The following is a 23,852-nucleotide window of genomic DNA, read 5'->3' on the forward strand; positions in this document are numbered from 1 at the left end:
CCTGGGCCTGGACAGGGAACTGGAGGGAGCCTGCCCTGCAGGCGCCCAGGCCACCCGGGTTTCCTCCCATGGGGTGCTGAACAGGCTGGCGGAAAAGGTCCCCAACCTGATCGGCGGGGCCGCGGACCTGGCGCCCTCCACCAAGACCACCATGGAGGGCCGGGGGCATTTCACTCCCGGGGACCATGGAGGGGCAAACCTGCATTTCGGCGTCCGGGAGCATGCCATGGCCGCCATGGCCAACGGCATCGCCCTCCATGGGGGACTCGTGCCCTATGTGGCCGGATTCTTCGTGTTCAGCGACTACATGAAGCCGGCCATGCGGCTTTCCGCCCTGATGGGGCTGCCGGTGACCTATGTGTTCACCCACGACAGCATCGGGGTGGGGGAGGACGGCCCCACCCACCAGCCCGTCGAACACCTGGCCATGCTCCGGGGGATCCCCAACTTCAACACCATCCGGCCGGCGGACTACAGGGAAACGGAAGCGGCCTGGAGGGTGGCGCTCTCCAGCACCTCCACCCCCACGGCCCTGGTCCTTTCCAGGCAGAACCTGCCCCAATACGAGGGCAGCGGCGAGGGCCTCTACAAGGGGGCCTACGTCCTGAAGGAATCCCCAGGGGAAGCGGAAGTGGTCCTGGTGGCTTCCGGATCCGAGGTGGAACTGGTCCACCAGGCGGCCGCGCTGCTGGAGGAGGAAGGGATAGGGACCCGGGTTGTGAGCATGCCCTCCTGGTTCCTCTTCGAGACCCAACCGGAAGCGTACAGGAAAAGCGTCCTTCCGGACGAGCTCCCCATCCTGGCGGTGGAAGCCGCATCCCCCTTGGGATGGCACAAGTATGCCGGCTCGGGGGGCAAGGTCCTGGGAATCGAAACCTTTGGGGTCTCTGGGCCCGCAGATCAGGTCTACGGACAGATGGGCCTGACGGTGGAGCATGTGGCGGCAGAGGCAAGAGCCCTGTGCAAGCGCAGATAGACGGAAGCGCAAGACGCAAAGAAAGAAGGGAACAGGCACTCCTGTTCCCTTCTTTCTTTGCGTCTTGCGGAGGTCAAACGGGCGTCCCCACCAGGACAGCCACGGACCTGGCTTCCAGGTGGATTTTCCTCAAAGGGGGAACCGTACCGGATCTGGAAGACGTAAACTCCTTTCCGGCGGGAAGGGAGGTGTCCGCGACCAGGGTCCACGAATGGCTCTTGGGAAGGTCCGGAAGCCGGACGGTCTGGGGCTCCCAATAGGTGTTGATGCCCACGTAGACAAGGTCGTCGTCGGTGTCGTCCCCGTTCCTTCCGGCAAACAGCATCCCCAGCACCCGGGTTTCCTCCCAGGAATCCAGATACCAGGGGGAGACCCCGTGGCGGCTGACCGATGGGAGGCCGCAATGGGCGGGTGCGGTCTCCATCTTGAGGACAGGGTGCTCCTTTCGGAAACGGATCATCCCCTGGAAGAACTGGAACATGTCCCTGTTCGTCTCCAGGAGACTCCAGTCCAGCCAGGAGATCTCGTTGTCCTGGCAGTAGGGGTTGTTGTTGCCGTACTGGGTGTTGCAGAATTCGTCCCCCGCCAGCAGCATGGGGGTTCCCCGGCTGCAGAGCAGGACGGCGCAGGCGTTCTTCATCATCTTCTTCCGGAGGGCCAGGATTTCCGGATCCCGGGTGTCCCCTTCGGCTCCGCAGTTCCAGCTGTGGTTGGCGTTGTCCCCATCCGTGTTGTCCCAACCATTGTCCTGGTTGTGCTTCTCGTTGTAGGCGTAGAGGTCGTAGAGGGTGAAGCCGTCATGGCAGGTGAGGAAGTTCACGGAGGCGTTTTTGCCCCGGTGGGTGGGGTCGTAGAGGTCCAGGGAACCCGCCATCCGTTCCGCAACCACCGTAGCCAGACCCGGGTCCCCCTTCAGGAAGCGGCGGAGGTCGTCCCGGTACCGGCCGTTCCATTCGGACCAACGGCTCCAGGAGGGGAAGCTGCCCACTTGGTAGAGCCCCCCTGCATCCCAGGCCTCGGCGATCAGCTTGACCTTGGCCAGGATGGGGTCGAAAGCCAGGTTCTGCAGCAGGGGTGGCTTGCTCATGGGGGAGCCGTCCTCGTTCCGCCCCAGGATGGAGGCCAGGTCGAACCGGAAGCCGTCCACCCGGTAGGCGGTCACCCAATAGCGGAGGCAATCCAGGATCATCCGCTGGACGATGGGATGGTTGCAGTTGAGGGTGTTGCCGCATCCGCTGAAGTTGTAGTACTGGCCGTCCGGAGTCAGCATGTAGTATACGTTGTTGTCGAAGCCCTTGAAGGAGATGTAGGGACCGTCCTCGTTCCCCTCGGCGGTGTGGTTGAAGACCACATCCAGGATGACCTCGATGCCGTTCTCATGGAGCTTCTTGATGAGGGATTTCAGTTCGTCCCCCTCCCTGTTCAACTCGAAGCCGGCGGCATAGGCGGTGTTGGGGGAGAAGAAACTCACGGCGTTGTATCCCCAATAGTCCAGCAGCCGTTTTCCCTCCACGATGCGCAGGTCCTTCAGCTCGTCGAATTCGAAGACCGGCATCAGCTCCACGGCGTTCACCCCCAGCTCCTTCAGATAGGGGATCTTCTGGGCCAGACCCTCGAAGCTTCCCGGATAGTCCACCCCGGAGGAGGGATGGACCGTGTAGCCCCGCACGTGGAGCTCATAGATGACCAGGTCCTGGAGGTCGGTTTCCAGCTGCTTCTGGGTGCCCCAGTCGAAATCCTGGACCACCACCCGGGAACGGTACTGGTTGGCGAATTTGGGCTTGAATCCCCATTTGCTCTGGCCGGCCACCGCCTTGCCATAGGGGTCCAGCAGATACTTGGAGCTGTCGAAGACCAGGCCGTTCTCCGGGTCATGGGGACCTTCCAGGCTGTAAGCGTACTCGAATTCCCGGATATCCAAGCCGAAGAGGACCATGGAATAGACGTTGCCGATGCGGTAGCTTTCCGGAAAGGGGAGGGACGCATACGGTTCATAGGTATCCCGCCGGAAGAGGTGCAGGGTGCAGGAGGTGGCGTTCTGGGAATGGACCGTGAAACTGACCCCTCCGGGAACGACCATGGCCCCATTCTCCAGATACGGGCCGGGACAGATCTGGAAACCGCCGGAAGTATCCGTGGGTACAGGATTTCTGGTGACACGGTTATGGGTTTCTGGCATGGGTGGTCACCCCTTTCGTTGTATGGCAGGGAAGTACAGCAGGTCCTCCTTCAGGATATGTTCCAGAATCAGCTCCTTGGCGAGGAAGGAGGCGAACGCGGAGGCGCCCACAGCCCCGTTCCTATAGGATTCCTTCAGCTGGAAGGCCTTTCCGACGAGGTTCTTGTGGATTTTGGCATGCTTTTCCAGGTCGGGATAGCCGGCATCCGAAAGGGCCTGCTCTTCCGTCTGGAAATGTTCCACCAGCCGCTCCACGATGCTGTCGATCCTGACGGCAAGGGTCTGGGGATCCGCGCCGTCCGACAGGGGCAGAAGCTCCCGGGCCAGCCGCATCAGTTCCTGGTGTTGTCCGTCGATCTCCCGGTTGCCGCTGGCGTGGAAGGGCCGCCACTCCAGCAGGCCGGCGTCCAGGGCGGAGGGAAGTACACCGGCCACCTGGACCACCTGGTTTCCCCCATTTGCCAGGGAGCTTTCCAGCGCCTCCTCCAGAAGGGCCATCCAGTCCTCCAAGGATTCGCCGGGGGTCCGCTCCGAAACGACCAGGGTAGCCGTAACTTTGCCCACTACCGGATGTTCTATCCTGTCCAGGGCCGAGCGGACCCTTTCCGCCACCGCCATGGCTCCGGGCAGGGAGGTTTTGGGCATCAGAAGTTCCAGTTGCTCCCGGCCATGGAGGGTCAGGATGTCGTATTTGCGGATCAGGCTGGCGGTGGTCTCCGCCAGTTGCACCAGGACTTCCCGGACCACAGCCGTTCCCCAGGACGCCTGCATCCCTTCCAGTCCGTCCAAAGCCAGGACGGCCAGGGCCAGCGGGTCGTGGAAACGGTCGGAACGTTCCATCTCCTCTTCCAGGCGCTTCCGGAAGAAGTCCGGAGCCATCATGGATTCCAGTCCCTCCAGTCCGTCCAGGATTTCCTGGGCGACCAGGGACTCCTGCCGCGGGGCATAGATGCAGGCGAAAAAAGGGGCGTCGATGAGGAACAGGGTGGTGGTGGTCCAAATCCCCAACTGCTGGTGGAACTGGTCCAGGATCACCGGCTTGCTGTCCTGGAGGGCCTGGCTGTAGGCCAGGGTCCATTGGGGAGTGAAGTCCTCCGCCGCGGAGAAAACCGTGTTATGGTTGTTTCCCACGACATCGTCGGAATGAAGGCCCGTAAGGTCCTCGAAGGCGTCATTCACTTTCAGGAACAGATAGTCCGTGGGAGTCCCCTGCCCGTCCAGGACCGCCTTCTGGTAGGAAAAGGCCAGAGGGGATTTCTTGAAAAAATCCTGCAGAAGCTCTTCGTTCATAAATCAGTTCTCCTTGGGGGCCAGCAGCGAGCGCAAGGTCTTGTACTTGCTTTTCACCTGGTCGTAGATTTTCCTGCCATGGGCTTCTCCCAGCCGGTTACGGAAAAAATGGTAGAATTCGCTCTTGTTGTGGGAAACGGCAAGACCTTCCAGGACAAGCTGCTCTTCCTGGGGATCCAGGTTTCCCTTGATCTGGGCAAGGACCTTCTTCTGCCGGTCGGGAGAGGGGGGAGCGGCGTGGTGCTGGTGGGGATGGGGATGGGGAAGGGCGTGGGGGTGGGTTTCCCTGGGAGCTTGATGGGCAACGACATGGACCGGGGGGGCATCCTGGACCGACAGTGCATCCCCGATGGACTCATGCCTCTTGACCAGCACAGGCATGTCCTTGTAGTGGGACCGGAGGAATTCGATGGCGGCCTCGAAGCCCAGGTCCTTGGAGACCACATGGAACTCCCCGCCCTGGTGCCTTTCCATGGCGATGCCCATCATGGCGGCAATCTGGAAATCCATGGCGTTGGGACGTTTGGACTTGGTCTCGATGAAATGGATGTCCGCCTCCCCTTTCTCAATCTCCAGGATCACGGGGATTTCCAAAGTGTTGGCGTTCTCGCTGAAGAACACATAGACCTCATCCCCTTTCTCCAGATGGGAGAATTGACGGAGTCCCTGGCTTTTCACGTTTTCCAGGTCAATAAAAAAGCACTTCATATCTGTTGCCTTTCTTTCGGCGGGTGTTGCTTGGTTGCGGAGTTTCCTTGTGGTTATTATAGCAGGAATCGGAGGAATGGAAAAGGGGCCCTGGAAAACAAACATTTGGTTAAGGAGTAGACAAACAATTGAAAATATTGTATAATATAAATATATCGATAATACGAGAAATACACGAGGTAATCACCACAATCCCAAAATGGGAATACGATATTGGAAGCGCCAGGAATGTCAAAAGGCATGTTCCTGGCTTTTTTGTGCGGTGGGAAAGTCTGGTCCAAGCAATCTTGGGAACAGACTTTCCCACTGCATTCTTGTGCAAAAGGAGGTTTCGCGATGGGTTTAAAATCATTACCCTACACTGTTGAAATGGGGATGGCCCTGCTGTCGGTCTTGGCCGTCTGGTTTGTCTGGCGCAAGGTCCGAATAAACAGGAACATCCATATCCGGGACGCGTCCCTGACGGTGGAGGAGCTGGAGGACCATGCCAGGAGGATTTCCCTGGACCATGCGGTTTCCAGAAAAAGAAACATCCTGAATTGGCCGTTGACACGGATGAACGACAACTATGTCCAGATTCTGCTCGTCTACAAGGGGTTGAATGAGGACATCCAGCGGAAGCGGTCCGTACCGCCAGCCGCAGAGTGGCTGCTGGACAATTTTTATGTGGTCGAGGAACAGGTGAAGGGCATCCGAAGGGACCTGTCGAAAAAGCAGCATGACCGTCTTCCGGTCTTGCGGAAGGGGCCCTACAAGGGGTATACGAGAATCTTTGCCATCGCCATGGAACTTGTGGCCCATGTGGACGGACAGGTCGAGGAAGATACCCTGCGCAAATACCTGGAAGCGTACCAAACCCACAACATCCTTTTTGAAAGGGAAATTTCCGCCCTGCCGACCATGATCCGGCTGGCGCTCATCGAGAACATCCGCATGGCAACCGAAAAAATCAAGGAAACCCAGACACAGTGGAAAAAGGCCGACGAGGTGGCGAAAAAATGGCTTGAAGAGGATTCCATAAAACTGTTTCAGAACGGACTGGAACCCATAGAAGTGAATCCGTCCTTTGTGGAGCATCTGTTCTACCGGCTACGGAAATCCGGACGCAACTATGCGAACGTCTTGCTGTTTATGGACGAGAACCTGGAGAAGTTGGGAACCACGACGGAAGCCGTTGCCAGCAAGGAGCATCATGCCCAGGCCATCAACACGGTTTCCATGGGGAACTGCATCACCAGCCTGAAAGCTGTCGGGACGATGGATTGGTCGGCCCTGTTCGAGTCCGCAAGTTTCCTGGACAAGACCTTGCGGCAGGATCCGGATGGAACCTACAGACTGATGGACATGAGCACACGCAGCCATTACAAGAGAGAAGCGGAGAAAATCGCGCGGGCTTATGGGGTCTCGGAACTCCACATCGGAAGGGAAGCGGTCCTTCTTGCAGAAAAGGCTTCCAAAGGACAAACTCCCGACCAGGAGGTGGGAAACGCAGCCAGGAGAAGGCTCCATGTGGGGTACTACCTGACCGGAAACGGTTTGAAAGAACTGGAGGACAGACAGCAGGGCCAAGGCAAGAGGACGCCCTGGACACGAGTTGGGCTTTGGGTGAAGGGCAAACCGGAAATCCTGTATATGGGTTCCGTTGGAGTCCTCACGCTGCTGGTAGGGGCATTTGCCGTGGGCCATGTTGCGGACGCCCAAGGGGGAAATCTGCTGTTCCATGGGGTCCTGGCAGGGCTGGCGGTGCTGCTCCCGGCTTCGGAAATGGCCATTTCCATGGTGAACTGGCTGGTATGCAAATTCAGCGAACCGGCGATATTTCCCCGACTGGAGCTCAAGGGAGGGATTCCCGACAACATGCGCACCATGGTCGTCATGCCGGCGCTGCTGACGGACGAAAAAAGGGTGGAGGAACTGCTGGAAAACATGGAAATCCACTATCTTGCCAACAGGGAGGACAACCTGTACTTCGCCCTGATCGGCGCATTCAAGGATGCGGACAGCCTCAATACGGACGGCGACAGGAAGGTGCTGGCGGAAGCGTTTGACGGGATCAAGGCGTTGAATGGAAAGTATGCCCGGGAAGGGAAGGACATCTTCTATTTCTACCATCGGTTGCGGCAGTTCAACGAAAGCGACAACAACTGGATGGGATGGGAAAGGAAAAGAGGGGCGCTGATGGAGTTCAACGAAATGCTCCTAGGCTCCCAGGACACCAGTTTCTCCTACTACTCCAACGCATCGCTTCCGCACGCCGACATCAAGTACATCATCACCCTGGATGCGGATACGGTCCTTCCCCTGGGAACGGCCAAACGGATGATCGGAACCATGGCGCATCCGCTGAACATTCCCATCGTGGACAGGGAAAAGGGGATCGTGGTGGAAGGGTATGGACTCATGCAACCCAGGATCACCTTCGACATGGACAGTTCGAACAGGTCCGCCTTTTCCAGGATTTTCACGGGACAGGAGGGCATAGACCCCTATGCCAGCGCCATCTCCGATGTGTACCAGGACCTGTTCGGAGAGGGGATCTTCACAGGAAAGGGCATCTATGACCTGCATGTTTTTCACGGCATCCTGAAGGATGCCATCCCGGAGAATGCGATTTTAAGCCATGACCTGCTGGAAGGCTCCTATGTCAGGGTGGCCCTGGTCAGCGACCTGGAACTGGTGGATTCCTATCCATCCAAATACAATTCCTACATGGCAAGGCTCTACCGCTGGATCCGGGGGGACTGGCAGCTGCTGCCCTGGCTGGGAAGGAAAGTCAGCAATGCGAACAACGAGCGGATACAGAACCCGCTGTCCAAGGTCTCCAGATGGAAAATCGGCGACAATCTGAGAAGAAGCCTTTTGGCTCCGGCCATCATGGCGCTGTATCTGTTGGGATTCAGCATCCTGCCGGGAAGCCCCTATTTTTGGGTAGGGATCGGCATCGCAACCATGGGGTTGCCCCATGCCATCACCATTTTGGGGCAGGTTTTTTCCGGTGGACTGCGGATTGACAGGATCAAAAGCCATATTCCGGGATTCTTCGGTTTGAAGGCTTCCTTGTTCCAGTTCATGTTGAGCGGCGTATTCCTGTCCTATCAGGCGGCCATCGTACTGCACGGAATCTTCATAACGCTGTTCCGTGTCCTGGTGAGCAAGAAAAACATGCTGGTTTGGGTGACATCCGCAGACGCGGAAAAGACGCAAAAGAATACGCTGGGAAGCTATCTATCGGCTATGGGACCCAGCGCCTTGGCGGGCGCCGGCATGGTTGCCCTGGCAGCCCGTTTCAAGCCGGAGCATATCGCCTTCAGCCTGGTGTTCCTTGCCGTCTGGGGGATGGCGCCTTTCGTCGCATACCTTGTCAGCAGGGACATCGACAACGAGGAGGAAAGGCTGGAAGCAAAGGACCTGATGGAGCTGGGAAGGACGGCGAGAAGGACCTGGAGGTACTTCGAAGAATTCGCGAACCGCAAGAACAACTACCTTGCTCCGGACAATTTCCAAGAAGACCCGCCCAGGGGAATCGCCTACAGGACCTCTCCCACCAACGTCGGATTGGGGCTTTTGGCCTCCCTGTCGGCCAGGGATCTGGGGTATGCCGGAACGCTGGACACCGTGGACGCGATCGCAAAGACCGTGGCCACCATGGAAAAAATGGAAAAATGGAACGGGCATCTGTACAACTGGTATGACACGCGGACACTGCAGCCCCTGAAGCCGCTGTATGTGTCCACCGTGGACAGCGGGAACCTGGTCTGCTACCTGACGACCCTGGCCCAAGGGCTGGAGGAATACGGCGGCCGTCCTTTGGTGGATGCCTCATTCCTCCAGGGGATCAAGGACACCTTGCGCAACGGCCTCCAGGAGGAGGAAAATCTTCCCGCCTTATCGGTCCATTCCGACTTCATGGAAAGGGAAGATGAAATCAACCTGGTCTCGTGGAACAGGACCTTGGATGGAATCCTTTCAGGTACGGTGCCCGCACGGGCGCAGGAACAGGAATGGAACGAAAAGGTGGAGCGGATGGCAGGGAAGTTCAAGGAAGACCTGGAAAGGCTGGCACCTTGGGCCGCCCTGGCGGAAACCATGCCAAATGAAATGCGTGAGGACATCCTGGCTGTGGAAACGGAAAAGCTGCTGGGAATCCTGAAGGAAAACGTATGCCTGAAGGACTTGTGCCGGCATAGCGGAAACATTCTGGAGCAGATAGACGGCCTGATGGAAGAAACAGAGAAAATGGAGGGGAAATCCTTCAAGGAAGGCAGGGGATGGCTGGAGCGACTGAAGGAAGCCGCAACCGTGTCAAAGGAGTTCCATCTTGAATTCATGGAAAACCTGCGTCTGCTGATCCAGCGGATCCAAAAATTGTCCATGGAAACGCAATTCTCCATCCTATATGACGAAAGAAGGCAACTGTTTTCCATCGGATACGATGTGGAAGAACGGAAACTGTCCAACTCCCATTACGACCTGCTGGCATCCGAAGCCAGACAAACCAGTTTCATCGCCATCGCCAGGGGGGAGGTCCCGGCGAAACACTGGGCCATGCTTGGCAGGTCCTTGACGGTGGTCGACCGTTTCAAAGGGCTTGTATCGTGGAGCGGAACCATGTTCGAATACCTGATGCCGCTGCTGCTGATGAAGAGCTACAGGAACACCCTGTTGGATGAATCCTACTCCTTTGTGGTCAAAAGCCAGAAGAAGTACGGAAAACAAAGGGGAATGCCTTGGGGAACGTCGGAGTCGTCCTACAATTCCCTGGACCTCAATCTGGATTATCAATACAAAGCCATCGGAGTCCCTTGGCTGGGACTGAAAAGAGGTTTGAGCGAGGACGCGGTAACCGCGCCTTATGCCACATTCCTCGCCCTGATGGCGAGCCCCCGGGAAGCCTACAGGAACTTGCGGCGGTTGAAGGCCGAGGGGCTGGAAGGTGCCTATGGTTACTATGAGGCGGCGGATTACACGCCGGAAAGGCTGGATGCAAACGCGGGAAAAGTGGTCGTGAAGAGCTTCATGGCGCATCACCAGGGGATGAGCCTGTTGGCATTGAACAATTATCTGAACGGGAACATCATGCAGAAGCGTTTCGCTGCCGATCCCCATGTGAAAGCGGCCAGGCTCCTGTTGCAGGAAAAGGTCCCGATGAACGTGGTGTTCACAAAGGAAAGCAAGGAAAAGGTCGTGCCCGCCAAAGGGAAGGCCCGTCTGGACAAGGGTGTCACCAGAAGATACACAGCGCCGGATGGGGAGCTGCCCAGGGCCCATGTCCTTTCCAACGGGGACTACTCCGTCATGGTGACGGAGAGGGGAACAGGCTACAGCAGAAACAAAACCGTTGACCTGGCAAGATGGAGGGAAGACGATGTCCAAGACGGCCATGGAATGTTCTTTTACATCAAGGACATCGACCGGAACCGCCATTGGTCAGCCGCCTATGCTCCGCTGCAGGTGCTGCCGGAGAAGTATGAGGCGGTGTTCACATCCGACAAGGCTGTCTTCAGAAGGACGGACGGGGATATCGAGACGTCCACGGAAGTGGCCGTTGCAGCGGGTGACGACGGGGAAATCAGAAGGATCAAGCTCAAAAACAACGGGAAGGAACCGTGTGTTCTGGAAGTGACCAGTTATTACGAAGTTGTGCTGGCTCCCCGGAACAACGACGAGGCCCATCCCGCCTTCAGCAACCTTTTTGTGCGGACGGAGTTCAACGAGGAGCATCACGCCCTGTTGGCCAACAGGCGCCCAAGGGGTGGGATGGACAAGGAAATCTGGGCTGCGCAAGTTCCGGTCATCGATGGCGAATCTGTAGGTGAAATCCAGTATGAAACGGACAGGATGCAGTTCATAGGAAGGGGACGCACCGTAGGCAACCCGGCCGGCATGGAAAGGGAGAAACCGCTTTCCAATACGGTGGGAGCCGTCCTCGATCCAATCTTTTGCTTGCGGGCAAAGTTAAGGATCGAGCCGGGAAAGACGGCGGAAATATCCTTTGCATCGCTGATGGCGGACAGCAAAGAAGGCATCCTGGAGCGCATCGAGAAGTATTCCGGCAGGGAGGCCTGCGATGCCGCATTCCGTCTGGCCCTGGCCGGAAGCCAGGTGGAAGCCAAGTATTTGAACATCCAAGGGCCGAAACTGGAAATGTACCTGGAGTCGATTGCAAACATCCTCTATGCAAGTCCTCTGCGGCGAAAGCAGGAGCAGATGATCAAGGAAAACAGAAAAGGGCAGGCCTCCCTTTGGCCGTATGGAATCTCGGGGGACAGGCCGATCGTACTGGTCATCCTCAAGGCTGTAGAGGAAATCGAGCTGCTGGGCGAAGTGCTGAAGGCCCATGAGTACTGGCGCCTGAAAGACCTGCGGGTGGACCTGGTGGTCCTGGGCGACGAGGCGAAGGGTGGAAAGGACCGGCTGTTTCCGATGCTGGAAGACATTGCAGCCGCCAACCGGGCCCAGGACGTGTTCCTGCTCAACGCCCGGGAGATGCCGGCTGAAGATGGCGTCCTCTTTGGTGCCGTCGCCAGGATGGTGTTCAGGGGCGATGGGGGAACAATGGAGAAGCAACTGCGGGCACTGCCCAAGACAAGGCTTCCGGGACTGGAAGCGTTTCCGGAAGTGAGGGGGATTCCCTCCATTCCGGCGACCGAGGAAGCATTGGGGCTTTCCCATTTCAACGGCTTGGGAGGATTCAGCGGAGACGGAAGCGCCTATGTCATCCGGCTGGAAAAGGGGCAGATGACACCGCTCCCCTGGGTTAATGTGATTGCAAATCCGGAATTCGGGTTTATGGTTTCAGAGTCCGGAGGCGGCCATACCTGGTGTGAAAACAGCAGGGAAAACAAACTCACCCCCTGGTCCAACGATCCGGTGTGCGACACGCCGGGAGAAACATTCTACATCAGGGACGATTCAGGAGAAACCTGGTCCCTGACACCCCTGCCCATCCGGGAAGAGGAACCCTATACCGTCAGGCATGGATTCGGCCATACGCAATGGAGCCATGCAAGCCATGGAATCTCCCAGGAACTGGTGCAGTTCGTGCCCGTGGAAGGCAAAGTGAAGGTCAGCATGATCCGGCTGCAAAACGACGGTCCCATGGAAAGGAAGGTTTGGATCACCTGCTATGCGCATCCTGTGTTGGGGGTCGGTCCGAAAGACACCGCCCTGCATCTGGTCAGCTCCCAGAACGAGCGGGGAATGCTGCTGTTGGAGAATCCATACAACAGGGAATTCGAGGACAGGGTTTGCTTCCTGGATGTGTCCATGGAGGAGCGTTCCGTGACGGGAGACAGAAGGGAATTCTTCGGACTGGGCAAGGCGGATGCTCCGGAATCCTTGAAGCGGAAGCGCCTGTCCGGTGCCGTCGGCGCCGGTTATGCCCCCTGCGCGGCAATGCAGGTGGAGCTGGTCCTGGGAGCAAACGAAACAAGGGAGCTGGTCTTCGTTCTGGGCATGGCCGTTGACGGGGAAAAGGCCCAGGCGCTGGGAGACCGGTTCAGGGACGTGGAAAAGGCAAAGGAATCCCTGCTGCAGGTCAAACGCTTCTGGCAGGAAAAACTGCAGGTCGTCCAGGTGAGAACCCCCGATGGGGCCATGGACCTGCTGCTGAACGGATGGCTGTCCTATCAGGTCATCTCCTGCAGGTTGTGGGCGAAATCCGGCTTCTACCAGGCGGGAGGAGCCTTCGGGTTCCGGGACCAGCTCCAGGACTCCCTGGCGGTGGCCACCCTGTGGCCCGAAATGGCCAAAAGGCAAATCCTAAAACACGCCCGCCATCAGTTTGCGGAAGGGGACGTGCTCCATTGGTGGCATGAACCCGCCGGCAAGGGGACCCGGACCCGGATTTCCGACGACTACCTGTGGCTGCCGTTTGTGACGGCGGAATATGTCCGTTTGACCGGGGATGCGGAAATCCTGAACATCGACCTGCCATTTCTGGAAGCGGAGGTCCTAAGGGAAGGAGAGGAGGAGAGGTATTGCACCCCGGAAGTCTCTGCGGAAACGGCGTCCCTGTATGGGCATTGCATCCGCTCCCTGGAGAACGGCCTGAAGTTCGGAGAACACGGGTTGCCGCTGATGGGGACGGGAGACTGGAACGATGGGATGAATGCGGTTGGAAACGGCGGAAAGGGGGAAAGCGTATGGCTGGGATGGTTCCTGGTATCGACACTGGAGAAATTCCTCCCCCTCTGCCGGCTGATGGGCGAGGAGGAGAGGGTGGACAGGTATGGGGTATTGCGCCGCGCGGTCATCGAAGCCATCGAAGAAAGCGCCTGGGACGGCAACTGGTACAAAAGGGCCTTTTTTGACAATGGTTCGGCGCTGGGTTCGGCTAACAACAGCGAGTGCAGGATCGACTCCCTGGCCCAGACCTGGGCGGTGCTATCCGGTGGGGGGGATCCGGAAAGGGCCAAGAGAGCCATGCGTTCCCTGGAGGACCATCTCGTCCTGCGGGAGGAAGGCATCATCAAGCTGCTGACCCCGCCCTTTAAGACGGGAGACATGAAGCCGGGATACATCCAGGGATATCTCCCCGGCGTGAGGGAAAACGGTGGCCAGTATACCCATGCGGCGGCCTGGGTGGTCGGGGCATTTGCCCTGTTGGGCGACGGGGACAAGGCAGGGGAGCTTTTCGGGCTTCTCAATCCCATCAACCACACCCGTACCGACAAAGAATGCGCCGTCTACAAAGGCGAGCCCTATGTGATGGCCGCCGACGTGTATGGGGAACATCCCCACGTGGGCCGAGGTGGATGGACCTGGTATACGGGGTCCGCAAGCTGGATGTACAGGACGGGGTTGGAGAACATCCTGGGCTTTCGCAAGGTCGGGGACCGGCTGGAAATGGATCCCTGCATCCCCACCAAGTGGACGGGGTATGCCATCCGGTACACGCACCTGCAGACAACCTACGAAATCCAGGTGAAAAATCCGGGGAACGCAAGCAAAGGCGTGTCCGCGGTCACTGTGGACGGAAAACGGCTGGAGGGAAAGGTGGTCCAGCTGGTCAACGACAAGGGGTTCCATCAGGTGGAGTTCGTCCTAGGACCGAAGCCGGAAATTCACCAGTAAAGTAAGGAGGTTTTTGCCGTGAAAGAGTTCAAGAAAAACATTGGGAAGGCATTTGAGAATGTCAAAGATGAAATCGCATACAAGGTTGAAAATCTGAAGGACGAAGCGGAAGACAAGTTGGACGAGTTGAAGGATCGAAGAAAGGCGAAAGAATTGAAAGATCAGGCAAAAGAAAAGGCGGTAGAGCTGAAAACGGAGGCTGTTGATAAAGCCGAAGAGTTGAAGGAAAAGGCCGAAAAAAAGGCCAAGGAATTCCTGGACCGGGACTGACAAGCTGAAAATGATTCTTAAAGAAGGGGTGAATGCAGATGTTATGGACAATTGCAGCAATCATATTGATCTTATGGCTTCTTGGTTTTTTTACAGCTACGGGTGGGTCTTTGATCCATATCCTTTTGGTGATAGCGCTGGTTTTGGTTATCCTCCAGTTGCTTCAAGGCAGAAGAAGATAGGGCAGAAGAAGATAGAATGAAAGAACAGGTGTGCGGCCGATGACAACGGCCGCACACCTGTTCTTTCGTTGGAAACCTGTCCTATACGTTGAAGCGGAAGAGGATCACGTCCCCGTCCTTGACCACATATTCCTTGCCCTCCAGGCGGACAAGACCCTTTTCCTTGGCGGCGGTGTATCCGCCTACGGCGATGAGGTCGTCGTAGGCCACCACCTCCGCCCGGATGAAGCCCCGTTCGAAGTCCGTATGGATCTTGCCGGCTGCACCGGGCGCCTTGGTGCCCCGGGTGATGGTCCAGGCCCGGACCTCCTTCTCTCCGGCGGTCAGGTAGCTGATCAGCCCCAGGATGTGGTAGCTGGCGCGGATGAGTTTCTCCAGGCCGGACTCGGAAAGCCCCAGGTCCTCCAGGAACATCTTCTTCTCCTCCGGATCCAGCTCGCTGATCTCCTCCTCGATTTTGGCGCATACCACGAAGGCTTCGGAGTGCTCCTGCTCCGCCCACTCCCGGACCTGCCGCACATACCCGTTGGAGGCTCCCTCGTCCATGAGGTCGTCCTCCAGCACGTTGGCCGCGTAAATCACCGGCTTGAAGGTCAAGAGGTTCAGGGAGGCGACGAAGGCCTTCTCCTCGGGGGATTCCGTTTCCATGGAGCGGGCGCTCTTGCCGCTTTCCAGATGGGCCTTCAGCTTCTGCAGGACCTCCAGCTCGGATGCCAGGCTCTTGTCGTTCTTCGCGGACTTGCCGGTCTTGGCCATCCGGCGCTCCAGCATCTCCAGGTCGGAGAAGATCAGCTCCAGGTTGATGGTTTCTATGTCCCGCAAGGGGTCCACGGAACCGTCAACATGGACCACGTTGGTGTCCTCAAAGCAGCGGACCACATGCAGGATGGCGTCCACTTCCCGGATGTTGGCGAGGAACTGGTTGCCCAGGCCCTCCCCGTTGCTGGCGCCCTTCACCAGCCCGGCGATGTCCACGAACTCGATGACGGCAGGCACGGTGCTTTTTGCGGTATAGATTTCCGTAAGCTTGTTGAGCCTTTCGTCCGGTACGGTGACGATTCCCACGTTGGGGTCGATGGTGCAGAAGGGATAGTTGGCGGATTGGGCGCCCGCTTGGGTCAGGGAGTTGAAAAGACTGCTTTTTCCCACATTGGGCAGTCCGACGATTCCTAATTTCATAAATTGTTCCTTTCAATGAAAAAAATGGTTTACAAATGGCCGTTGACACGCTAGGCTAAATTATATCATAAAAAAGACACAAGTAAAGAGCAAAGGAGACGTTTATGTTGGTTGCGCATGCGCCGGATGTGGTTTTCCCCCACTTGGGCATAAAAATCGAGAAACTGGACCCCGCCGCATTCACCCTCTTCGGGGTGGAGGTCTACTGGTATGGGATCATCATCGTATTGGGAATCCTGGGAGGCCTGCTGCTGGCCCAGTACAGGGCCGGCAAGAGCGGCCAGAGCAAGGAGCTGTATGCGGACTTCCTCCTGTATGGCCTGGTGGCCGCCATCCTGGGAGCCCGGATCTACTACGTGGTCTTCGCCTGGGAGAGCTACAAGGACAACCTGTGGGACATCTTCGCCTTCCGGGAGGGAGGCCTGGCCATCTACGGAGGGGTCATCGGGGCGGTCCTGGCGCTGGTCCTCTACACCCGCGTGAAGAAGCTGGACTACTGGCTGATGGCGGACACCGCCGCTCCGGGCCTTCTGCTGGGCCAGTCCATCGGCCGATGGGGAAACTTCTTCAATATGGAAGCTTTCGGAGGCTACACGGATGGCCCCTTTGCCATGGCCTTGCGGGTGGACGCGTTGAAATACCTTCCCCCATCCCTGGTTCCCCACATCCAGGAGATGGAGGGGACGGCCTACATCCAGGTCCAGCCCACCTTCCTCTATGAATCCGCCTGGAGCCTGCTGGTGGTGCTCCTGTTGCTGTGGTACACCAGGAGGAAACGCTTTACGGGAGAAATCTTCTGGCTGTACCTGCTGGGCTACGGTTTGGGACGGAGCGTCATCGAGGGATTCCGCACAGACCAGCTCTTCCTTTGGGGGACGAACATCCCCGCATCCCAGTTGCTGGCGGCCCTGCTGGTGGTGGGATCGGGCATCGTGCTCCTGGTGAAAAGAAGGGGATTGAAGAAAGCCCAGTAGACAGATGGAAGAATTAACAAGGCTGTTTGGAGAAAAAAATCTCCAGGCAGCCTGTTTTTTGTGTAAAACAAAGGTTAATCCGGAAATACAGCTTGAAAAATTGGGAAGAATATACTATGATTAACACATCGGTGGCAAAGAGTGGAGGAAAATGTCAAAAAGTGGCAATAACCCCCCTGGACTGGCTGCCGGAACGGCAGAAGCGGGCAGGCAGGTGAGGACGTGTTCATTGGAGAGTACAACCACAATCTGGACGAAAAGAACAGGGTGACCATGCCTGTGAAGTTCAGGGAGGAGCTGGGAGACGTGTTTTATATGACGAAGGGGTTCGACAATTGCCTTTTCGTGTATTCCGCCCAGGAGTGGGAGAGGTTTTCCACCAGACTCCAGAACAACCAGCTGAAAAGCAGGGATGCCCGCAAGCTGCAGCGCTTCTTCATCGCTTCGGCGAATGAATGCGGACTGGACAAACAGGGACGGATCCTGGTCAGCACCCCCCTGAAGGAATACGCCGAAATCCAGAAGGAGCTGGTGATCGTAGGCGTGGCCAACCGGATCGAGGTATGGTCCAAAGAAAATTGGGATGCGTACAACAACGACGATGAAACGGATATCAGCGCATTGGCGGAAGAAATGGACAGCCTTGACCTGTAGACCCGAAGGGAGATGGAAACGACTTGGATTTCAAACATACATCCGTGCTGTTGGAGGAATGCCTGGAGGGACTGCATTTGCGGCCGGACGGCATCTACGTGGACGGAACCATGGGAGGGGCGGGGCACTCCAGGGCCATCTGCGAGCGGCTGTCTCCTGAAGGGACCTTCATCGGGATCGACCAGGATGAGAATGCCATCCGGGCCGGCAAGGAAAAACTGGATGGCATGCGCAACACCGTACGTATCGTGCGCAGCAATTATAGGGAAATCAAGAGTGTGCTGGAGGAGCTGGACATCCCCGCGGTGGATGGGATCCTGTTGGACCTGGGAGTATCCTCCCACCAGTTGGATGAAGCATCCAGAGGGTTCACCTACATGCAGGACGCCCCCTTGGACATGCGGATGGACCAAAGGCAGGAGAAGACGGCCCGGACCATCGTGAACGAGTATCCGGAGGAGGAAATCGTGCGGATCCTGTTCCAGTTCGGGGAAGAGAAGTTCGCCAGAAGGATTGCCGCAAGGATAGTCGAGCAAAGGGGCAGGAAACCCCTGGAGACGACCGGGGAGCTGGTGGAAATCATCAAGGCTTCCATCCCCATGAAGTACCAGCAGATGGGCGGGCATCCGGCAAAAAGGACATTCCAGGCCATCCGGATCGAACTGAACCAGGAGCTTGCAGTCCTGGAAGAGGCCCTCGACCAGATGGTGGAGCTGCTGGCCCCTGGGGGCAGGCTGTGCATCATCACCTTCCATTCCCTGGAAGACCGGATCGTAAAGAACCGCTTCCGCAACTACGAGAACCCCTGCAACTGCCCCCCCAGCCTTCCGCTTTGCGTATGCAACAAGAAGCCCCTAGGCAGGGTCCTGACACGCAAACCTATTTTGCCGTCTCCCCAGGAGATGGAAGCCAACGCGCGGTCTAAGAGCGCAAAGTTGAGAATTTTCGAGAGAATAGGAGAACAGCATGAGGACGGAGAGACACACACTTAGGAACCCGAAGGCAGTTGCAACCGCCACAGCAGAAAGCTACGCATCCCCCGCCGGCATGGGAGCACAACCCATCCGTAGGCCGGTCCGACCCAGGGACCGGTTCACCGTCATCGAAGGAGGTCCATCCCCCGATCCCAAGCCAAAGGCAAACAACCTCTATACATTTTTGCTGGCATTTGTTATAATTGCAACATTGCTGGTATGTGTTGTCCTCTTGAAGACCCAATTGGCCGTCACCGCCTTGAACAGCGACATTCTGCGCCTGAAAAGGGAAATAGCGAACATGAACGAGCAGAACCAGCAGCTGGTGGAGGAAATCGCCACAGCGGTGGACCTGGAGGAAATCTACAGGGCGGCTACGGAAGAAATGGGTATGGTGCTCCCGGACAAGGGGCAGGTTTTTTACATCCAACAAGACGACATCACCTATACCAAAAAATATGCAGATATAACAATGCCCCAGAACGGCGCCCCTACGGTAGCCAATGTGCTGGGATTCATATCCAAAGGTTGGTGATTGAAGTATGAACCAGGAACAAAGGTTTGCGGGAAAAAGAAAGACAAGCAAAACAAACGATAAAGGGTATACGCTTACAATGAAAAGGAGGTTTGCCTTCCTTTTCATTGTTTTTATGTTCGCGTTTATTGCGCTGGGAGGGCGCCTTACCTGGGTGACCCTGGTGGAGGGCAAGAATTTCAAGCAGGCTGTCCTGCAGAACGCTTCCGCAAAGGGCGGGAATGAGCTTTTGAACTACCGGAGGGGAGAAATCATGGACAGGAACGGCATCGTGGTCGCCCAGTCCGTCGCCAACTACGAGCTCTTCCTTGATCCGAAGCTTCTCCTGGAGTTGCAAAACCCCAAGATTGTGGAGGACACCATCGCTTTCCTCCAGGAGAACCTGGGTTACGACCCGGCCAGGTTGCGGGAGGCCATCGAAGGGAATCCCAACAGCCACGTGTACACCCTGAAGAAGGACTATACACTGGAGGAGATCAAGGCCACCAAGGAGGCCATAGACCGCCGTCGGTTGATCGGGGTGGAATACATCGAAAGCTACCGGAGGAACTATCCGTACAACGACTTCGCGTCGGATGTGATCGGCTTCGTCAATGCGGACAACCGGGGAGCCAACGGCATCGAAGGCTACTATGAGGACTACCTGAAGGGCGGCATTGGACGCCGGTTCGGCGTTGTGGAGGATGGAAACACCGTCACCCAGCAGGAGGTCCTGCCTACCAATGGAAACGACGTGTACCTGAACGTCGACTACACCATCCAGAAATACATGGAAGATGCCATCGACCGCTACCTGGAGGAGTACACGGCCACCAACATCCAGGTGATCGCCATGGACCCCAACAACGGCAAGGTCCTGGGAATGGCTTCCTATCCCAGGTACGATGCGAACAAGCCCTACGACCTGTCGGCCTTCTTCACTCTGGAAGAGCAGAAGGCCCTTACCCCGGAAGAACAGGCGGACTTCAGGTTCGGCCTTTGGAACAACTGGGGGATCACCAGCACCTACGAGCCGGGTTCCACCTACAAGCCCTTCGTCTCAGCCATCGCCTACGAGGAGGGCAGGGAGAAGGACGGCCTGTACCATTGCAGCGGTTCCGCCGTGGTCAACGGACAAAGGATCAGCTGCTGGAAAAAGGAAGGCCATGGGGCCCAGACCATCGAGCAGATTCTGGCAAACTCCTGCAACGTGGGCTATATGGAGCTGGGGAGCCTGATCGGGAAGGACCTCTACTACAACTACCAGCGCCTGTTCGGCTTCGGCAGCGTGACCAACATCGACCTGTTGGGGGAAACCAGCGCCCGGACCCTGCTGCACAGTTACGAACGGCTGAACACCATCGAGCTTGCCACGGGTTCCTTCGGGCAGGGGTTCAACATCACCCCCATCCAGCTGGTCAGCGGATTTGCCTCCCTGGTCAACGGAGGATATCTCTATGAACCCCATGTGGTGGACCGGGTGGTCAGCCCTTCAGGAGAAGTGGTCCTGGTCAACGAGCCCCGGATGGTCCGGCAGGTGGTCTCCAAGGAAACCTCCCGGGAGGTCGTCCAGGCCTTGAAGGGGGTTGTGGACGAGGGGACCGGCCAGCGGGCCTACATCGAAGGGTATGAAATCGGAGGCAAGACCGCCACCGCGGAAAAACTGGCCCGGGACAACATCAACTATGTGGTTTCCTTCATCGGGTTCGCTCCGGTGGAGAACCCCCAGGTCATCACACTGGTGGTGGTGGACGAACCCCGGGGACCCAGGATCGACAGCCGGTACGCCGCTTTCATCTTCAAGGATGTCATGGAACAGATGCTGCCCTACCTGCGGGTGTTCAAGACGGATGCGGTGCAGCCGCCAGAGCCCTTGCCCCAGGAGGCTGTGGAAGGCGTCCGGGAGACGCAGCAGGATCCGGCGGGAGAGTCTCCGCCGGAGCAGGAAGCCGCAACAGAAAGCACAGTGGAAGAAGGACAGGAGTGACCAGCATGAAATTGAACAAGATAATCGAGGGTTGCGACGTGCAGAGCCTTATCGGCGGCACGGAAGCGGACGTCACCAACATATCCAACGATTCGAGGAGAATAAAGGAAGGGGGGCTCTTCGTAGCCGTCACTGGTTTCGAGCTGGATGGACACAAGTTCATACCGGGCGCCGTGGCCAACGGAGCGAAGGCGGTGGTCCTGGAGGATCCGGCTGCGGTCCTGAAGGGACATGCGGATGTGGCCTGGATCCTCGTGCGGGATTCCAGGGAGGAACTGGCCCGGATTGCGGCCAATTTCTACGGACACCCCACCGAGAAGATGACCCTGGCGGGGGTTACGGGAACCAACGGCAAGACCTCCACGGTTTTTCTGATCCAAAACATCCTGAAGCATGCGGGCCGCAAGACAGGGCTGATCGGCACCATCGAGAACCGGATCGGCGACCGTGTCGTTGCGACGGAGAGGACCACGCCGGAGGCGGACGAGCTCCAGGCCCTCTTTGCAAGGATGCTCTCCGAGGGGGTGGATTCGGTGGTGATGGAGGTTTCCTCCCATGCACTGGACCTGCACCGGGTGGACCACTGCAAATTCCATGTGGGCGTCTACACCAACCTGACCCTGGACCACCTGGACTACCATGAAACCATGGAGAACTACAGGGATGCCAAGGCGAAACTGTTCGAGCGGTGCCAGGCGGCCGTGGTGAACATGGACGACCCCCAGGGCGGCTTCATGCTGCAGAAGGCCGCAGGGAAAAAGAAGCTCACCTATGGAATCGGAAGGGAGGATGTGGACCTTTCGGCCAAAAACCTGCGGGAGCGGCTGGACGGCGTGCACTTCACCCTGACCCATGAAGGCAGGGAATGGGAAGCCTACATGCAGACGCCGGGCAAGTTCTCCGTCTACAACGGGCTGGCGGCCATCGGATGCACCCTTGCCCTGGGAATCCCCATGGAAATTGCATTGCAGGCACTGGCAACGGAGAGCAGGATCAGGGGACGGTTCGAGGCTTTTCCCAGTCCCACGGGATATGTGGCCATCGTGGACTACGCCCATGCCCCCGACGGGCTCCAGAATGTCCTGCAGGCGATCCGGGAAATGTCGGAGAAGCGGGTCATCACCGTTTTCGGCTGCGGCGGCGACCGGGACAAATCCAAGCGCCCCGTCATGGGAAGGATCGCAGGGGAGATGTCGGACTACTGCATCATCACCTCCGACAATCCCCGGACCGAATCCCCGGAAAGGATCATCACGGATGTGGAGGTGGGCATGCAGAAGACAGGCTGCGCCTACGAGCGGATCACGGACCGGAAGGCGGCCATACACAAGGCGCTGTCCATGGGGGAAAAGGGGGATGTGGTCCTGATTGCAGGAAAAGGGCATGAGGACTACCAGGTCCTGGGAAAAGAGAAGATCCATTTCGACGATGCGGAGGTCGTGCTGGAGTTCTTCAAGGAGGTGCGCAAGTGAAGGCGCTGGCGGTTTCGGAAGTGCTGGCGGCTGTGGAGGGGGAACTGCTCCATGGGGACCGTCTGCGGTCGGATGTGGTGGAGGGGGTTTCCACAGACAGCAGGCGCACGGTGGCCGGAGACCTGTACATCCCCCTGGTGGGGAACCGTTTCGACGGCCATGCCTTCCTCCCGCAGGCTTTCGCCGGGGGGGCCGTCCTTGCCTTTGCCCAGCGGGTGGAGGCCGGCATGGAGGAGCTTCCCCTGGTGCTGGTGGACGACACCCGGTTGGCCATGGGAAGGCTTGCTGCCCACTACCGGAGGGTATTGGGGATTCCGGTGATTGGTGTCACGGGAAGCGTGGGGAAAACCAGCACAAAAGAAATGATCGCTTCCATCCTGGGCAGGCGTTTCCAGGTGCATAAGACAGGGGGGAACTTCAACAATGACGTCGGCGTCCCCCTGACCCTGTTCGGCATGGAGGAAAGCCATGAGATGGCGGTGGTGGAGATGGGAATGAACCATTTTGGGGAAATCTCCTACCTGAGCAGGATGGCAGCACCCGACCTGGCGGTGGTGACCAACATCGGATTTTCCCATGTGGAGAACCTGGGAAGCCAGCGGGGAATCCTCCAAGCCAAGATGGAAATACTGGATGGCCTGCAGGAGGGAGGCGTTGTGGTGGCCAACGGAGACGACCCCCTCCTGTCGGAATTCATCCGGGCCTTCCGGAATTCCGAAAACCCCAAGGGAATCCGGTTCCTGACCTATGGCAGCTGCCAAGGGTGCGACTGCCGCCTGCTCTCCTACGAGAGCCATGGGTTGGAAGGGCAGGAAGCCGTGGCGGAAACCCGGAGCGGCCGTTACCAGCTCCGGGTGCCCTATCCCGGCAGACACATGCTGTTCAACGCTCTGGCGGGAATCCTGGTCGGGGAACGCATGGGGGTTGAAAAGGAGGAAATCGTGGAGGGAATCCATTCCTACAGGTCGGAGAAGATGCGCCTGCAGGTGGAGACGCTGGAAAACGGGACCCTGCTGATCGACGACACCTACAATGCCAGCGTGGATTCCATGAAGTCGGCCTTGGACACACTTGTGGACCTGAGTCTGCCGGGCCAGCGGAAAGTGGCGGTCCTGGGAAGCATGTTCGAAATGGGCGGCTTCTCCGAAGAGGGGCACCGGCAGGTGGGAGCCTTGGCGTCCCAGCGGAATCTGGACCTGCTGCTCTGCATCGGCGAGGAGGCCAGGGACATCGCTGTGGCCGCACTGGAAGGGGGGAGCCTTCCAGAGGACGCGGTCTTCTGGTACGGGACCCAGGAGGAGTTCCTGCAGGAGGGTTTGGGCCGGATCCGGTCCGGAGACGCTGTCCTGGTGAAGGCGTCCAGGGGAATGGCTTTGGAAAAAACGGTGGAAGCCGTGAAATCGGTGAGGTGAGCGTAT

15 protein-coding genes are annotated in these 23,852 nt (G+C 57.9%); 11 read left to right on the forward strand and 4 right to left on the reverse strand.

From position 1 onward, the window contains the following. Positions 1-976: transketolase-like TK C-terminal-containing protein (locus GXN74_RS00005; protein ID WP_281355193.1), on the forward strand; the 976-nt coding region annotated here is incomplete at its 5' end. A gap of 73 nt (positions 977-1,049) precedes the next feature. Here the strand turns inward: GXN74_RS00005 and glgX are convergent. Genes glgX through GXN74_RS00020 form a run of 3 tightly spaced genes read right to left on the reverse strand, consistent with a single transcriptional unit; the run spans position 1,050 to position 5,153 of the window. After that, a complete protein-coding gene (glgX, locus tag GXN74_RS00010) occupies positions 1,050-3,155 on the reverse strand; it encodes a glycogen debranching protein GlgX (protein WP_162368859.1) in 2,106 nt (701 codons plus the stop codon). Between the two features lie 6 nt (positions 3,156-3,161). Beyond that, entirely contained in the window at positions 3,162-4,445 is a 1,284-nt protein-coding gene (locus GXN74_RS00015; protein WP_162368860.1) for a hemerythrin domain-containing protein, read from the reverse strand. 3 nt (positions 4,446-4,448) lie between these two features. After that, positions 4,449-5,153 carry a PIN domain-containing protein gene (locus GXN74_RS00020; protein WP_162368861.1) on the reverse strand — a complete coding sequence of 235 codons (705 nt, stop codon included), beginning with the start codon at positions 5,151-5,153 and terminating at the stop codon, positions 4,449-4,451. 336 nt (positions 5,154-5,489) lie between these two features. On the opposite strand from GXN74_RS00020, the gene GXN74_RS00025 reads away from it, so the two are divergent. Genes GXN74_RS00025 through GXN74_RS00035 form a run of 3 tightly spaced genes read left to right on the forward strand, consistent with a single transcriptional unit; the run spans position 5,490 to position 14,680 of the window. Beyond that, positions 5,490-14,228, forward strand: a complete 8,739-nt coding sequence (locus tag GXN74_RS00025) for a glycoside hydrolase family 94 protein (RefSeq protein WP_246208529.1) — start codon at positions 5,490-5,492, stop codon at positions 14,226-14,228. 18 nt (positions 14,229-14,246) lie between these two features. Then, the gene (locus GXN74_RS00030) at positions 14,247-14,498 is read left to right on the forward strand and encodes a YtxH domain-containing protein (protein WP_162368862.1); all 252 of its coding nucleotides are present in this window, start codon (positions 14,247-14,249) and stop codon (positions 14,496-14,498) included. 38 nt (positions 14,499-14,536) lie between these two features. Next, complete coding sequence (locus GXN74_RS00035) at positions 14,537-14,680, forward strand: lmo0937 family membrane protein (protein ID WP_162369052.1); 144 nt, start codon at positions 14,537-14,539, stop codon at positions 14,678-14,680. Positions 14,681-14,761: 81 nt separating this feature from the next. On the opposite strand, the gene ychF is transcribed toward GXN74_RS00035, so the two are convergent. After that, complete coding sequence (gene ychF / locus GXN74_RS00040) at positions 14,762-15,859, reverse strand: redox-regulated ATPase YchF (protein WP_162368863.1); 1,098 nt, start codon at positions 15,857-15,859, stop codon at positions 14,762-14,764. 104 nt (positions 15,860-15,963) lie between these two features. On the opposite strand from ychF, the gene lgt reads away from it, so the two are divergent. From lgt to GXN74_RS00075, 7 genes are all read left to right on the forward strand, one after another. Next, on the forward strand, positions 15,964-16,833 hold the full coding sequence (gene lgt, locus GXN74_RS00045) for a prolipoprotein diacylglyceryl transferase (RefSeq protein ID WP_162368864.1): 870 nt from the start codon (positions 15,964-15,966) through the stop codon (positions 16,831-16,833). A gap of 222 nt (positions 16,834-17,055) precedes the next feature. Next, the gene (mraZ, locus tag GXN74_RS00050; protein WP_162368865.1) at positions 17,056-17,487 is read left to right on the forward strand and encodes a division/cell wall cluster transcriptional repressor MraZ; all 432 of its coding nucleotides are present in this window, start codon (positions 17,056-17,058) and stop codon (positions 17,485-17,487) included. A gap of 23 nt (positions 17,488-17,510) precedes the next feature. Further along, a complete protein-coding gene (gene rsmH / locus GXN74_RS00055; RefSeq protein WP_162368866.1) occupies positions 17,511-18,479 on the forward strand; it encodes a 16S rRNA (cytosine(1402)-N(4))-methyltransferase RsmH in 969 nt (322 codons plus the stop codon). Continuing rightward, entirely contained in the window at positions 18,454-18,996 is a 543-nt protein-coding gene (locus tag GXN74_RS00060) for a septum formation initiator family protein (RefSeq protein ID WP_162368867.1), read from the forward strand. Before rsmH ends, GXN74_RS00060 begins: the two co-directional genes overlap by 26 nt. Before the next feature lie 154 nt (positions 18,997-19,150). Beyond that, complete coding sequence (locus GXN74_RS00065) at positions 19,151-20,962, forward strand: penicillin-binding transpeptidase domain-containing protein (protein ID WP_162368868.1); 1,812 nt, start codon at positions 19,151-19,153, stop codon at positions 20,960-20,962. A 5-nt stretch (positions 20,963-20,967) separates the two neighbouring features. Further along, positions 20,968-22,434 (forward strand): UDP-N-acetylmuramoyl-L-alanyl-D-glutamate--2,6-diaminopimelate ligase, encoded by a 1,467-nt coding sequence (locus GXN74_RS00070; protein WP_162368869.1) that lies wholly within the window; start codon positions 20,968-20,970, stop codon positions 22,432-22,434. Next, complete coding sequence (locus GXN74_RS00075; protein WP_162368870.1) at positions 22,431-23,846, forward strand: UDP-N-acetylmuramoyl-tripeptide--D-alanyl-D-alanine ligase; 1,416 nt, start codon at positions 22,431-22,433, stop codon at positions 23,844-23,846. The genes GXN74_RS00070 and GXN74_RS00075 overlap by 4 nt, the downstream gene beginning before the upstream one ends. Positions 23,847-23,852 lie beyond the last annotated feature (6 nt).

It is taken from the genome of Anaerotalea alkaliphila, from assembly GCF_010179735.1.
GTDB classification, from domain to species: Bacteria; Bacillota; Clostridia; order Lachnospirales; family Vallitaleaceae; genus Anaerotalea; species Anaerotalea alkaliphila.